The following is a 13,684-nucleotide window of genomic DNA, read 5'->3' as shown; positions in this document are numbered from 1 at the left end:
GCTGGCACCCGACCGGGGCTGAGCCGGGCCCGCTCCGGCAGCAGGCGCCGGCCGCCCCGAGGCGGCCGGCGCCGACGCGCTGTTGCACGCCTGTGACAACCGGACGGGCCTGGCCCCGGTCCATGAGGTGTCGGCGCCTTCCGGCGCCGGCAGCACGTACGTGACACGCCACGCACGACGCGCCACGTACGACGCACGCACCGCATGGACCGCGAGAGAGAGCGAGCCGCCGTGACCCCCCACCACCGCCAGCACCCGCCACGAGCCCGGCACGCCGAACGTGGTCTCACCCGCCGTGGCCTGTTCGGCCTGGGCGCCGCCGCGCTGCTCGGCGCCGGCGTCTACTCGACCGTCGCGGCCCCCGCCAAGTCCGTCGGCGCCAACCCCCCGCCGGAACCGGACTTCGGCGGCTCGGGCGACCAGCCCTCGGACCCGGGGCCCAGCGTCGACAACCCCCGGCTCATCGGCGACGGCTCCACCGCCGACACCGGACCCCAGCCGCACCAGCCGGCCGCGCCGCGTCCCCTCGAAGCCGGCGAGCGGCCCCCGCAGTTCGTCGTCGTCTCCTGGGACGGCGCGGCCGCCCTCGACGACGGTCTCTTCCCCCGCTTCCGCGAGCTCGCCGGCGAACTCGGCGCCGCCATGACGTTCTTCCTCTCCGGCCTCTACCTGCTGCCCGAGGCCAGGCGCGAGCAGTACCAACCGCCCCGCAACCAGGCCGGCGCCTCCGACATCGGCTACCTCACGGACGAGCACATCCGCGACACCATCGAGCAGTTGCGCACCGCCTGGCTCGAAGGCCACGAGATCGGCACCCACTTCAACGGCCACTTCCTCGCCGGCTCCGGATCCGTCGGCCACTGGACACCCGACGACTGGCGGAACGAGATAGCCCAGGCCAAGGCGTTCGTCACCCAGTGGCGCACCAACACCGGCTTCGACGACCTCGCTCCGCTGCCCTTCGACTACGAGACCGAACTCGTCGGCGGCCGCACCCCCGGCCTGCTCGGCCAGGAGAGCCTGCTGCCCGTCGCCGCCGAACTCGGCTGGCGCTACGACGCCAGCTCACCCGGCGGCCTCCAGATCTGGCCCGAGCGCCGCGAGGGCGTCTGGGACCTCCCGCTCCAGACCCTGCCGTTCCCGGACCACGACTTCGAGGTCCTCGCCATGGACTACAGCATGCTGGCCAACCAGTCGGGCGACACCACCCAGGGCGACCCGGCGATGCACGAGACCTGGCGCCGGCAGGCCACCGGGGCGTTCCTCGCCGGATTCGAACGGGCCTACACTTCGAACCGCGCGCCCCTTTTCGTCGGCAACCACTTCGAGCAGTGGAACGGCGGCATCTACATGGACGCCGTCGAGGACTCGCTGCGCGAGATGGCCGGCCACGACGAGGTGCGCCTCGTCTCGTTCCGCCAGCTGTGTGACTGGCTGGACGCGCAGTCGCCGCGGGTCCTCGCGAACCTGCGGGCTCTGGGCGTCGGGCAGGCCCCGGCCGGCGGCTGGGACATGGTGGTGACCGGCTGAGGAACGGGCGAGCGGCACGTGAGCGGAGACCAGGAAGCCGAGGCGCTGTTCGAGGCGGTCTACCCGCGGCTCGCCGGGTGGTGCCGCGGCCTGGTCGACGGCGACGAGGCCGCACACGACATCGCCTCCGAGGCGTTCACCCGCCTCTGGTCGCGCTGGACCACCGTGGACAACCCCGAGCCCTACCTGTTCAGCGTCGCCGCCAACCTGGTCAAGGACCACTGGCGGCACCGCGACCGGGAACGCCACACCGCCCGCCGCCTCGACCAGGGCGCCGAGCACGCGCCCGCCGCCGACCAGGGCCTTGACGTGCGGGCCCTCGTCGAGTCGCTGCCCGACCGGCTGCGGGTGCCGGTGCTCCTCCACTACTACGCCGGCCTGCCGGTCGACGAGATCGCCGCCGCGCTGCGGCGCCGGCCAGGCACCGTCAAGAGCGACCTCCACAAGGCCCGAGCGCGCCTGCGGACCGCCCTGAGGGGACTCCATGACCTCACCACATGACTCTGACCAGCCGGAACCGGCCGAGATCGGCCAGGCGTTCGCCGCGCTCGCCGCCCGGGAGCGCCGACTCGCGCCGCCCGCCGGCCACTTCCAGGCCGTCCGGCGCCGCGCCGCCGCCCGCCGGCGCCGCCGCGCCCTCGTCGTCGGCACCGCCACCGTGGCCTGCCTGGCCGGCGCCGGCATCGCCGCCGCCACCCTGCTGCCGGGCCCCGCCCCCGACGACCGGCCGCTCGCCGTCGAGGACCGCGGCAGCCCGGCCGACCCCGTCGAGCCCACCCCCACCCACCCCGCGCCCGGCACCGCCCACCCCGACGGCGGCCGGGAGACGCTGCCCGTCTGCCCGAGCGACCGGCTCGACGCCGCCGTCGCCGCCACCGAGGGCGCCGCGGGCTCCGTCACCCTCACCCTGCGCCTCACCAACGTCGGCGACTCGCTGTGCGCGATGACCGGCTTCCCCGGCGTCTCGCTCGTCGCCGGCGACGAGGGCGAGCAGATCGGCAACCCTGCGGAACGCGAGGACGACGCCGGCGGCCCGGTCCGCGTCGAGCTCGCCCCCGGCGCCGCCGCGGTCGCCCAGGTGCGCGTCACCCGGGCCGAGAACTACCCCGCCGACGCCTGCGAGCCGGTCGCCGCCCGCGGCCTGCGGATCTACCCGCCGGACCAGCGCGCCGCCCTCTTCCTGCCACACGACGGTCTCACCGGCTGCGCCGCCGAGGACGTCACCGTGCTGGCCGTCACCCCGGTCCGCCCCGCCGAGGCGGACTGAAGCGGGCCGAGCCCCCTCTCGGCGACCAACCTCTCCACCGTTGGGAGCAAACCGGCATGTCGGGCGCCGGACCCACCGGACTGATCATGCAAATTGCAGAGGAGTCCGAAAAACCACTCTCCGAGAGGAATGCCCGTGCGTATCCGTTCCGCGCTCGCCGTCGCCGCCATCACCGCCTCGATCTTCGGTGCCGCCGCCACCACCACCACGGCCCACGCCGACGCCATCGTGGCCATCGACATCACCAAGTTCGAGGACTTCTGCAACGTCTACGGCCAGACCTGGGGAGACTTCGTCGCCAACAAGGGCACCGAGAAGAACTACATCGCCTGCTCCTTCAACGAGCTGGAGCTCTGACCGACCCCACGGTCCGAGCCTCGACCGGCCCCGCCCAGCCTCCCCGGCCGGGCGGGGCCGGTCCGCGTCTAGGATCCTCACCATGCGGTCGACGTGGTCCCAGCAGGCGCTGCGCCGCCTCATCGCCGACGGCGAGGAGGCCCGGCCCACCCCGCTGCGTCCCGTGCCGCTCCCCGGAGTGCCGGACGTCGCCCTCCACCTCAAGGACGAGTCCGCGCTCCCCACCGGCAGCCTCAAGCACCGACACGCCCAGGCCATGCTCCACCGGGCCGTCGCCACCGGCGCGGTCGGCCCGGGCACCCCACTGGTCGTGGCCACCGGCGGTCCCTTCGCCGTCGCCGCCGCCCACCTCGCGACTCTCATCGGCCTCCCGCTCACGGCCCTCGTCCCGCCCAAGGTGCCGGCCGCCGTCCGGGCCCGCGTCGAGGCCGCCGGCGGCCACTGCCGGCTCGCCGAGGGCCCGCCGGCCGCGCTCCAACAGGAGGCCCGCGCGCTGGCGGCCCGCCTCGGCGGCCACTTTCTTGACCACTTCGCCGACGCCGCCCCCGCGATGTCCGACTATCCGGGGCCGACGGTCGCCGACGAGATCGAGGCCCGGCCCGGTTCCCCCGCCTGGCTGGTGACCGGCGCCGCGAGCGGCACCACGGCCGCCACCCTCGGCCGCCTCGCCGGCCGCCTGGCCGTGGCCGACCCCGAACACTCCGCCTACTTCGCGGCCTGGGCCAGCGACTGCCGCGACTACGCCACCGGCATGCCGTCCCGCGTCCCCGGCATCGGCCGCCCCCGCGTCGAACCCGGCTTCCCCCTCGACCGCGTCGACCTCGTCATCCCCGTCCCCGACGCCGCCACGCTCGCCGCCCTCCGCTGGCTCCACACCCTCGGCATCCCGGCGGGCCCCGCCACCGGCACCACCCTCTGGGCCGCCTGCCACCTCGCCGCCCGCCTCCACCGGGACGCCACCCCGGGCACCGTCGTCGCCATCATGGGTGACACCACCCCCACCCCGACCTGGCCCGCCGCCACCGACCTCGACCCCACCTCGTTCACCGAACGCCTGACCCGCCTGGCCACGACGGGTGACTGGGACTTCAGCCCCGGCTGAACGTCATCCCCCGAGCCCGAGGAGGCGCGCCAGCCGGTCCGTCGTGTCGGGGCGGCCGTCGGCGTGGAGGGTGGTGATGCCCAACGCCTCGGCGGGCGACAGGTTCTCCGGTCGGTCGTCGACGAACACGCAGGCGTCGCCCGGCAGCCCGACCCGCTCCAGGGTGAGGCGGTAGATGTCCGGGTCCGGCTTGGCCAGGCCCTCGCGCTCCGAGATCACGGTGACGTCGAACAGATCCCAGACGCCGATGTGCGCGTACGGGTCGTAGGGGTCGAGGCCGAAGCTGTTGGAGAGCATGGCCACCCGCAGCCCGGCCGCCCGCGCCGCGCGGGCCAGGGCGATCATGTCCTCGGCCGGCCGGATCCCGGCCCAGGCCCGGCCCATGAGGTTGTGCCCGTCGGCAAGACCGAGCGCGAGCGCGGTCCGCCGGTTCCACTCGTGCTGCGTCATGCGGCCACACTCCAGCGCGGCGTAGCACTCGCGCCCCGCCGGATCCCCCTCCAGGGCGTGCCGCCACGCCCCCGCCGGCAGCCCCTCGGCGAGGGACCAGGCCCGGATGGCGTCACTGATGCCGGTGGCCAGCACCCCGGCGAAGTCGAGAATCAACCCCCGGAAGGGGCGGGACGGTTGAGTGGTCACGCCACAGTCCTACCCCACGCCACTGACACCGGTAACGATCCTGTCTCGAACAGAGGTGCGATGCCCCGATCCTGGGCGAATTGTCGGGGTGGTCGCGAGGTGAGCGTGCGGTGGTCGACTTGCGTCGATGCGAACAGATCATGAAATCTTCGGGGCGCCGCGTTGGTGATTCGTGGGGGGATCGTGCTTCGCATGCCTGCCCTGCCGGTTGGACCGGCTCGCGTCAACGCCTGGCGATCTTGGCCACGTATCGGTTGCGGAGAAGAGAAGTACGACATGGGCAGGAACGACGACTCCAAGTTCCACGGCGAGCCCGAGGGGTGGCGGACCGGGCCGGAGTGGCGGCGGAGAGAGAGACGGTGGTGGGCCGGGCCGGTGGCCGGGCTCGTGACGGTCGTGGTGGCGGTGCTCGCCGTGCGGCCCGAGTTGTTGACCGACCGGCTGTCAGGGGGAGACGCGGGCCCCCCGCCGGCGGAGGTGCTGCCGGCCGAGACCGAGCGGCCGACGGCGCCGCCGCCGCGTGAGGCGCTGCCCGACCGGCCCACCCTCGACGACCCGTTCGCCGGCTCCCCGGCGCGGGAGTGGGCCGACAACGCGGACGGCATCGAGATGCCGGAGCCCGAGGCGGTCGGCGTCATCTCCGCCGAGCGGATGGCGGAAGCCCTCGACCTGGCCCGGGAGTTCCTCGTCGCGACCAACCTCGACCCGGAGGTGATCGCCGGGGAGGTGCCCGAGGAAGGGCTGGCCATCCTGGACCCGACAGCGGACGTCGACGAGTACGTGGACCGGGCGTTGAGCGACCCGAGCCGGGAGTACGACGCCGCGTCCCTCTTCAGCCGCTTCCACGCCGACCACGCCACCCTCCTCGGTGACGTCGTCAAGGTGCGCGGCCGGACCGAGGTCACCGAGGGCGAGGACGGCAGCGCCACCCTGCACCTCGACTACACCTTCGTCTACCCCCTCGTCGCGGCCGACGGTTCCGAGGAGGTCACCCGCACCATCGTCCGCCGCACCATCGACCTCCAGGTCCTCGACCCGGCGCGGTGGCAGATCACCCCAGGCACCCTGTGGCCGGGCGAGTGGCGGGTCGACCGGGGCAACGACGACTGCGCCGTCACGGACGGATTCCTCAACCCGCTCTTCGACTCGCAGTTGTGGGAGCAACCGCCGCCGTCCGGAGAGGAGCGGGACCCGTACGACCGCAGCGAAGAGGTGGCCGAGTCCGAGGAGTGCGGCCTGGTCTCCCGGATCTGACGTCCGCCGCCAGGAACGGCGCGGCGGGCCGCCCGGGCACCCCCCACTGGCGCTCGGGCGGCCACGTTGTGGGTGGTCTTTGTCGCACGGCGGGGGAGGGGCAGGCAAGAGCGGACGGGCGTTCGGTACGCGGAAGTGCGTACCTGGGCGGCGTGTCGGCCTAGACTCGCTGGGAGTCGTCCGGTCGGCACGAGGGGTGAGCGATGGCGCGGTTGGCGCCGCGTGAGTACGAGTTCCTGCTCGACCTGGCGAGCGACGTGTTGCACGGGCGGGGGCCCGAGCAACCGTGGCGGCAGATGATGGGGGAGCTGCGGCGGGCGCTGCACACCACCACGGTGGTGATGACGGAGGCCACCTGGCACCGGCGCGAGGGGCGGGCGCTCGGGTGGTCCGGGGAGCGGATGACGGCGAGCCGGCTGGCCGAGTTGTCGCCGCTGATGGTGCGGGCGGGGCATCCGCTGGCCCGGCACTACTCGACGCGCCGGGACGACGAGCCGCGCACGGCCGCGGACCTGGTCGGTGCGGCGGCCTGGCGGGACAGCGAGGCGTGCGGTCTCACCCGGGAGTTCCTCGGGGCCGAGCACGCCATGGGGATACCGCTGCACTGGGCGGCCGGCACGGCCCGGGGGTTCGTGGTCTACCACGCGGAGGGCGACTTCTGCGCCACCGAGCGGCTCTACGCCAGGCGCGCGCAGCCGTTGCTCGCCGGACTCGACACCCACCTGCGGCTGGTGGCGCGCTGGCGGACCACGGTCGTGGACGGCGAGGAGCGGGCGGAGGAGCGGCGGCTGACGCCCCGGGAGACGACGGTGCTGCTGCTCCTGGCCGAGTCGCTGTCGGCGGTGGCGATCGGCCGCCGCCTCGGGATCTCGCCGCGGACGGTGCAGAAGCACGTGCAGCGGATCTACCGGAAGCTGGAGGTCACCGACCGCGTCGGGGCGGTGCTGCGGGCGCAGGCGACGGGGGTGCTGCCGGTGCCTCGGGGGTGACGACGCCGACCGCGGGCCGTCCGCCTGGCGGCCGGTGGTTCAGGGTCAGGCAGCGGGCGTGACGACGTCTTCGAGCGCGTGGGCGTAGCCGCGTAAGGCGACCTTCGCGGCGTCCGTGGCCGGTGAGTCGGGGCGCAGCAGGCGGGGGAGATGGGCCACGCGCCACATGCGGAAGGTGTCCTGGGGGACCCGTCGATCCGTGCGGCCCAGCAACAGGCCGGCTCTGCCGACCGCCTCGACGATGAGGCCGACGGCACGTTCGAGACCGGGGCCACGAACCCGGGCGGCGCCGACCAACGCGTGCATGAACTCGGTGAGTTGCAGGTCCGAGCCGGTGGCCACCATGCGTCGGACCACCGTGGGGTCGTCGATGTCCGGTGGAAACGCCTCGATGGCACCGGACCAGAGCATCAGGTACGCGGTGGTGGTCGCCACGTCACGGCGGTCCTCCCAGCCGGACTCCTCGAAGATGTCCATGGTCCCGGGCTGGAAGTCACCGATCTCTCGGACCAGTTCGAGTAGTCCGTCCAGGGTGTCGCGGTGCGCCGCCACGAAACGGGCGAGCGAGACATCCCGGAGAGGGCCGCTGTCGGAGGCTGCGACGGCACCCAGCTCCACGATTCCCCACAGCGGGCCGAAGATGTCGCGGGCGATCGTGGTTTCCGAGAACAAGGTGAATCCTCCGTCGTTGCGGCGACGTCATGCCCTTGTCAGAAGCGACCGGCGAAATTCTCCATGATGGCCTGGGGGGTGGGAAGTACGCCCGTGATGCCGTTGTTGATGGTGGCAAGACCCTCGACGGTGTCGACGAAGAACTCCGGCTGGTTGCCATTCGGTCCGCCCATCTGTCTGATCGAGTTCGCGAACTCCTCGGGCACTTGGACCCGCACGATGTGTCCTCCTCGCCCGTACCCGGTGGCGGCCCGGTTGAAGTCATCGGTCAGATAGACGCCGGGCGCGGGCGTGCCGGGACGCCTCGCGGCCTGCGAGACCTCCAACGCGAACTCCGTGCCCTGCCAGTTCATCGAACCGTGATAGAGGATCACATAGGGGGCGAGACCGAGTGGATCGACCGCTACCAGGGGATTGGGAACATATGTGCACGGGTTGGGGGCCGGCTCGAGGCCCAGCGGGTCGAGTGAGAGGTAACGCGCTGTCTCCGCGTCGTAGTACCGCCGCAGGTTGTATGCGAGGCCGGTCTCCGCGTCGTGGTACTGGCCTGGGAAACGAAGAGGTGTGAACGCGACGCTGTCGGCGGACCAGGCCGTGATTCCCCACAGGGTGGCCTGCGCCCGCCAGGCGACGTTTCCCTCCGCGTCGACCAGCTCGGTGGGCGTGCCCACCACGTCGCTGACGATCGCGAAGAACCTGGCGTCGATCTCCTCCTGGCCCGCCGCGGTGGTCAGCCGTTCGGACTGGGCGATCGGGCGCAGGCCGTCGTGTTCCCAGGTGAGGGTGACGGCGTGGGGCAGCGCCGACCCTTCGGTGGTCTGCTCGACCAGAGTGGCGTCATCCCAGGTGAACAGGGTTTCCTCGGCGACGGTCACGCCGTCCGCCGCCATCCGCAGCTTCGCGATTCGCCGGCCGAACGGGTCGTAGTGGTACCGCCAGTTGGTTCCGTCCGGTGTCACCACGGACGTCAGCCGGTCCTCCGCGTCCCACTGGTAGCGCCAGACTTCCGGCTTGCCGGAGAGCCGGGTCCGGCGACGCTCCACCATCCGACCGGCGGCATCGTGCTCGTAGCGCACGGTGCCGGCTCGGGTCACTCGGTTGCCGCGGTAGAGGCGCTCGCCACGCGGTTCAGGGGCGGAGGGGCCGGCGGGCCAGACAGCGCGGGTCTGGTTGCCCACGGCGTCGTAGGCGTAGGACTCGGACCAGCGGTCGGCCCGTACCCGCGTGATGCGGCCGGCCGCGTCGAGCGTGAACCGGGTTTCGCCACGGAGCGGGTCGACCGTGGCCCACGGCGCACCGTCCGACCGGAAGGAGTAGGAGCGAAGCCGGGCTGGCTCTCGGGTGCCGACGGAGAGCTCCTGTGCGGCCAGCCGCCCGGCCGGGTCCCACCTCTGGTGGAGAGCGACGTCGTCACCAATGCGCCGGCTGATCTCCTGGCCGGTGGCGTCTCGTTCGAAGGAGAGCACCAGGCCCTGGGTGGTGCTGAGGGTGGCGGGCCGACCCGCCGCGTCGTAGTGGTAGGTCGTTCGCGCGCCGGTCGGCGTACGGCGCGCGGTCCTGCGGCCGGTGGCGTCGTGGTCGAAGGCGATGGTGCGGCCGTTGAGCGTCTCGGCGACGACCCGGCCGAGAGCGTCCCGCTCCCATGCGACCTCGCAGTTCGGACCGACGGCGCGAACCGGGCGGCCTGTGTCGGCCGAGTAGGAGAAGGTGCTGGTCGCGCCGTCGACGTTCTTGGCCGCGATGCGCCCGACCTCGTCGTAGGCGTAAGTGACTCGCTGGCCGAGGGCGTTGGTGCGCGCGGTCAGTCGGCCGGTGGCGTCGTGTTCGTAGCTCACCAGGCGTCCGTCGAAGTCCCGCTCACTGACGAGCCGGCCGGCCGCGTCGTACCCGTATTCCCAGGTCCAGCCATGGGGACCGGTGACGCTGGTCAGCCGCAGCGCCGCGTCGTAGGCGAACTCGTAGCGCGCCCCGTCCGGGCCGGTGCGTGCCGTCAGCGCGTCGAAGTGGGTGTACTCGAAGGTGGAGTTGGCACCGATCGGATCCGTGTGGCGGACGCAGTTGCCCTCTGCGTCGTACTCCCATGTCTCCTCGGCGCCGTCCGGGCCCAGGCGGCGCGCGAGCTTGCCCTCGGCCGTCCACCACGTCCTGGTCACGGCCCCCAGCGCGTCCGTCACCTCGATCGGACGTCCGAAAGGGTCGTACCGGCGCTGGTTCCGGTGCCCCAGCGCGTCCGTGAGCTCGACGGGAAGCCCGGCCGGGTCACAGCGGACGCGCGTGGTGGCCCCGAGGGGGTCCGTGACGGAGAGCAGCCCTCCGTGCTCGTCAAGCTCGCAACGAGTCGTCGCGCCGGTGGGGTCGGTGATGGCGGTGCAGTTGCCGCGCTCGTCGAACGTGCGTGTCCAACGGCCACCGGGGGAGCTGAGGATCGCCGTGCGCGTGGAGTCGTCGTAGGTCGAACGGGCCCGTGTGCCATCGGGGTAGGTGACGGTCTCCGTCCGACCGAGCGGGTCATACCCGACGTGGGTGGTGCGGCCCAGGGCGTCCGTGTAGCTGGTCAGGCGGTGATGTTCGTCGTATGCGGTGCGGATGACGTTGCCGACGGGGTCGATCTCGGCGACCACGTCGTGGCGTGCGTCGATGACGTAGTGGCTGGTGGCGCCGTCAGCGGTGGTGAGGGTGGTGACGCGGGCGTCCGGCCAGTCGGGGTGGGCGCCGTCGTAGGCGATGGTGAGGGTGAGGTGGCCGGCTTCGCCGCCTTCGGCGACGCAGCGGTCGCGGTCGTCGTAGGTGTAGGCGTAGCTGCGGTCGTTCCGGTCGGTCCAGGACGTCACCCGCAGCCGCTCGTCGTAGGTGAACCGGAGCGGCTGGCCTGCGGGGTTGAGGACGGCGGTGAGGTTGCCCTCGGTGTATCCGTAGCGGCGGATCACGGTGTCGCCCAGGGCGAGGGCGGTGATGCGGCCGTGCTCGGTGGTGAGGGTGAGGTGGTAACCACCGGAGTGCCGGATGGCGGCGGGGGCACCGTCGGGGTCGTAGTCGATGTCGACCCGGTTGCCGTTGCGGTCCGATATGCCGAGGAGGCGGCAGTCGCCGTCCCCGTCGGGGCGGCGGAAGTGGCGGGTGTGGCCGGCGATGGGGTCGGTGAGCGTGTAGCCGCCGTCCTCCTCCCGGGTGAGCGGCCAGCGGGGGCCGGTCTCGGGCAGCACGGCGGCGCCGGGTTCCCCGGGGTGGGGGTAGGCGAGGATCATGCCGTCCTCGGCGAGGAACACCACGCCCTGCTCGTCGATTTCGAGGCGCTGGTCGAGGGTGGAGGCCCAGGAGGGGCCGAACCAGCGGCCGGCGAAGTAGCCGGACTGGACCCGGCGGGTGAAGGCGAACGGCAGCGTGCCGGGCAGGGTGACGTCGGTCTGCGGCAGGTACATGTGGCCGGTGGCCAGGTCGACCGGGTCGGTGCCGCCGCTGCGGATCATGGTGCGGGCGCGGGCGTAGGCCGACTGCATCCCGTCCACGAGCATCGTCCGGCCACGCGACGCCAGACCGCGCAGCCCCTGTGCCATGCCACGCAGGCCCATCGACCCGAGGGAACGCAGGCCGCGGGCGAGGCCGCCGAGGGTGGTGAGACCCTTCATGCCCGGGATGCAGTCGAGCGCCGCGAACGCCACGTCCCACAACGAGGCGCGGCCGTTGGCGTAGTCGTAGAGCGTGTCGGCGAGGACGACGAGGGCGGCGGCGAGGACGACCCAGGCGAGGGGTCCGCCGATGATCATGACGACGATGCCGAGGACGGCGACGACGACCTTGCAGACCTCTACTATCGTGTCCCAGTTCTCCGACACCCAGTGGACGGCGTCCTCCCACCACCGCCGGTTCTGGATGCCAGCGTCGGAGGCGGCGTCGACCTCGGAGGCACAGGCGCTGGCGGCCTCCTCCCGCATCGTCCTGGCGTCGAGGGCGAGTTGACGCGCGGCGGACAGCGCCTCCTCGGCGCTGGCGACGCGGGACTGGGCGGAGGAGGCGGCGCTCTGGGCCGCGTTGGCGTCCCGGGTGGCCGCGCGGACCTCCGCCTCGGACGGTGGCTCGACGTTCTCGCGTTCGCCCTCGCGCTCCAGGCGTTCGGCCTCGTCACCGGCCCGGGACACCCAGTCCTGCGCGTCGGATAACGCCGCCTGGGCTGAGGAGAGGTCGGCCTGCGCCGCGATCGCGCGGTCCAGGGCCCGGTCCGCCATGCCCTGCGCGGTCTCCAGCTTCGGCCAGTACGTCTGTAAGGCCTGGGCGGCCATGTCGTAGGAGGTCTGGAGTTTCTCCAAGTTGCCCGGCACGCCGTCGAACTCCGAGCGGAACGCCTCGGCCGACAGGCCGGCCCAGTCCATCACCGCCCGGTCCTCGGCCATCCCCCTGATGCGGCCGAGTGCCTCGCCCACGTCGTCCGCGAAGGTCTGTAACTCGTCGGCCAGTTGCCGGACCTCGTCCGGATCTCCTGGTGTCGGGTCGGAGTCCATGTCGACGGGACTCCAGTCGGAAGGTCGTGCCATGATCCGCCCCCCCGGGCCGCCTGATGATCATGTACCTGACGCTCTGTGAGACGAGGTTAGGGGGGGCCGGTCCTGTGCGCAATGGCGCACGTGTCGGCCGGCCGGCGCGACTGGGCGTGGCGCGTCAGCCGTTGGTGCCGTTCCCCCGGGGCAGGGTGACGGCCGCGCCCGCGCCGAGGAGGGCGCCGGTGAGGAAGGCGAGGCCGATCGTGCGGGCGCCGTAGCGCCGTTGGCGAGGGAGGGGTGGCGGAGGCGGCGCGGCCGGGCGGCGTCGCCTCGATGCCAGCCACCAGGCGTGTCGCCACTCCTCGGGGTCGCCGCCGCACGCCTCGACGAAGGCGAGCGTGACCTCCAGCGTCGGCAGCCGCCGTCCGCCCGCCGCGTCGGACAACGTCGTGACCGAGTAGTTGCAGCGGCGGGCCAGCTCCCGGTAGCTGGGGCTGCCCGCCGCGTGGCGTAACTCCCGCAGGCCGGCCGCGAATCGGGCGATCGGGCCGGTCGCAGGGTCCAAGGGTCTCTCGGGTCTGCCCATCGAACACCCCCTCTGACGGCGCGCCGCCCGGCGCCCGCGTTGTCCGAGCATTGTCATGCAGGCCGCCGAATAACAGCGCATTGTCGGCCTTTGTTCGACAACTCGACGTCCACGCTGGCCGGACAACGCCGCGTGCGTCCTGAATGGGAGCGACGAGGGCCACCTGGGCCCTCACGCCTGAAGGGAGACTCCGTGAAGAGAGCCTTACGGGCGGCGGCCGTGCTCGCCGCCGCCTCGGGCGGGCTGGTCGCCGTCGCCGCCGCCCCGGCGCAGTCCGCCGACGCCGAGCGCGGCACCTGCGTCGCCGTGCTGGCGAAGGGCGAGACCGACCCCGTCGACACCGCCTGCTTCCACGACTTCCGCGCCCTCGCCTCCTGGGTCACCGAAGGCGAGCTCACCGACGCCCCGCGGGAGGCGGCCGTCGCCGCCGAGGACGAGGCGCTCCAGGACGACCTGGCCGCGCTGGACGCCGTCGTCATCGGCGTCGAGTACGAGCACGAGTGGCTCGGCGGTGCGTCGATCACCGTGATCGGCGAGGACGGCCCCTGCACCGGCGAGCTCACGGACCTGGAGTACGCCGTCGTCAACGTCGGCTGGGAGTTCGCGCCTCCGCCCGGACAGGGCTTCCCGTGGTGGAACGACCGCGTCTCCTCGTTCACCACGGGCGGCAACTGCTGGTCCAACCACTTGGCCGACGAGGGCTTCGGCGGCCGCAACACCGGATTCGTGCCCATCCACAACCACCTCGGCGGCATGAACGACGAGACCACGTCCATCATCTGGAGCTGACCCGCCGGCCCCCGGCGCGGCGGG

General features: G+C 72.9%; 12 protein-coding genes. 8 read left to right on the top strand and 4 right to left on the bottom strand.

The features are described from left to right. The first annotated feature begins 204 nt into the window (after positions 1-204). The 5 genes from ACFWI8_RS02770 (at position 205) to ACFWI8_RS02750 (ending at position 4,256) form a co-directional block, all read left to right on the top strand. Positions 205-1,530 carry a hypothetical protein gene (locus ACFWI8_RS02770; RefSeq protein ID WP_387084778.1) on the top strand — a complete coding sequence of 442 codons (1,326 nt, stop codon included), beginning with the start codon at positions 205-207 and terminating at the stop codon, positions 1,528-1,530. An 18-nt stretch (positions 1,531-1,548) separates the two neighbouring features. Beyond that, complete coding sequence (locus tag ACFWI8_RS02765; RefSeq protein ID WP_311600013.1) at positions 1,549-2,031, top strand: sigma-70 family RNA polymerase sigma factor; 483 nt, start codon at positions 1,549-1,551, stop codon at positions 2,029-2,031. Beyond that, on the top strand, positions 2,015-2,797 hold the full coding sequence (locus ACFWI8_RS02760; RefSeq protein ID WP_387084776.1) for a DUF4232 domain-containing protein: 783 nt from the start codon (positions 2,015-2,017) through the stop codon (positions 2,795-2,797). The genes ACFWI8_RS02765 and ACFWI8_RS02760 overlap by 17 nt, the downstream gene beginning before the upstream one ends. A gap of 135 nt (positions 2,798-2,932) precedes the next feature. Next, a complete protein-coding gene (locus ACFWI8_RS02755) occupies positions 2,933-3,154 on the top strand; it encodes a hypothetical protein (protein WP_311600009.1) in 222 nt (73 codons plus the stop codon). Positions 3,155-3,236: 82 nt separating this feature from the next. After that, positions 3,237-4,256, top strand: a complete 1,020-nt coding sequence (locus ACFWI8_RS02750) for a pyridoxal-phosphate dependent enzyme (RefSeq protein ID WP_387084774.1) — start codon at positions 3,237-3,239, stop codon at positions 4,254-4,256. A gap of 3 nt (positions 4,257-4,259) precedes the next feature. Here the strand turns inward: ACFWI8_RS02750 and ACFWI8_RS02745 are convergent, their stop codons facing one another. Further along, a complete protein-coding gene (locus ACFWI8_RS02745; protein ID WP_387084772.1) occupies positions 4,260-4,895 on the bottom strand; it encodes an HAD-IA family hydrolase in 636 nt (211 codons plus the stop codon). Positions 4,896-5,171: 276 nt separating this feature from the next. On the opposite strand from ACFWI8_RS02745, the gene ACFWI8_RS02740 reads away from it, so the two are divergent. Continuing rightward, entirely contained in the window at positions 5,172-6,149 is a 978-nt protein-coding gene (locus ACFWI8_RS02740) for a hypothetical protein (protein ID WP_387084770.1), read from the top strand. Between the two features lie 203 nt (positions 6,150-6,352). Continuing rightward, positions 6,353-7,138, top strand: coding sequence for a response regulator transcription factor (locus tag ACFWI8_RS02735; protein ID WP_387084768.1), 786 nt, complete (start codon positions 6,353-6,355; stop codon positions 7,136-7,138). A gap of 45 nt (positions 7,139-7,183) precedes the next feature. Here ACFWI8_RS02735 and ACFWI8_RS02730 read toward each other — a convergent pair whose 3' ends face one another. The 3 genes from ACFWI8_RS02730 to ACFWI8_RS02720 form a co-directional block, all read right to left on the bottom strand. Continuing rightward, a complete protein-coding gene (locus tag ACFWI8_RS02730; protein ID WP_387084766.1) occupies positions 7,184-7,810 on the bottom strand; it encodes a hypothetical protein in 627 nt (208 codons plus the stop codon). 38 nt (positions 7,811-7,848) lie between these two features. After that, positions 7,849-12,339, bottom strand: a complete 4,491-nt coding sequence (locus ACFWI8_RS02725; protein WP_387084764.1) for a DUF6531 domain-containing protein — start codon at positions 12,337-12,339, stop codon at positions 7,849-7,851. A gap of 124 nt (positions 12,340-12,463) precedes the next feature. Then, positions 12,464-12,850, bottom strand: a complete 387-nt coding sequence (locus tag ACFWI8_RS02720; protein ID WP_387084762.1) for a helix-turn-helix domain-containing protein — start codon at positions 12,848-12,850, stop codon at positions 12,464-12,466. Between the two features lie 213 nt (positions 12,851-13,063). Here ACFWI8_RS02720 and ACFWI8_RS02715 point away from each other — a divergent pair, with 213 nt between their 5' ends. Further along, positions 13,064-13,660 (top strand): hypothetical protein, encoded by a 597-nt coding sequence (locus ACFWI8_RS02715; RefSeq protein WP_387084760.1) that lies wholly within the window; start codon positions 13,064-13,066, stop codon positions 13,658-13,660. Positions 13,661-13,684 lie beyond the last annotated feature (24 nt).

The sequence above is a fragment of the Streptomyces sp. NPDC127098 genome (genome assembly GCF_042722465.1).
GTDB classification, from domain to species: Bacteria; Actinomycetota; Actinomycetes; order Streptomycetales; family Streptomycetaceae; genus Streptomyces; species Streptomyces millisiae.
The sequence above is the reverse complement of the archived record's forward strand: the minus strand, read 5'-3'. Positions and strand labels throughout refer to the sequence as shown.